The sequence below is a fragment of the Telluria sp. AZSoR62 genome (genome assembly GCF_058111565.1).
The window spans coordinates 1-372 of sequence record NZ_JBYTST010000135.1; the positions used below are offsets into that span (position 1 = coordinate 1).

A 372-nucleotide genomic window follows, 5' to 3' on the forward strand; every position below is an offset into this window, starting at 1 on the left:
AAGCAGATAGCCGATCGCTTGCTGGAGGTGGAGTCAACACTGGCTCGGGGGGCATGCACCCTGCCCTCGACGATTGGCCTGGAAAAGGCCACCAATCCGTTTCTACGAAAGTCTGTCCCCGCAGTTCAGGCGGCATCGCAAAACCATGCGCCGGCGAGCATTACAACGCCAGCCGCCTGTTTGCAATCGTTGCGCGAATGGAAAAACGGCTTTTAGACCGTCGACAAGTATGCCTCTGCGGGCTCGTGACTACCCTGCGCACTCATGATTACGAATGGGTAGTGATGGTCCGAGAGGGTGTTTAGAAAATAAAAACAATTGATGAGATCAACGATGAAAAAGATTCTGGCAGCTGCCTTTTTACTCGTGATA

Annotated in this window: 1 protein-coding gene; it reads left to right on the forward strand. The window is 52.7% G+C overall.

The features are described 5' to 3' along the window. Positions 1 to 216: hydroxyacylglutathione hydrolase C-terminal domain-containing protein (locus AC3XQU_RS23225; protein ID WP_489876514.1), on the forward strand; the 216-nt coding region annotated here is incomplete at its 5' end. Positions 217 to 372: the final 156 nt, after the last annotated feature.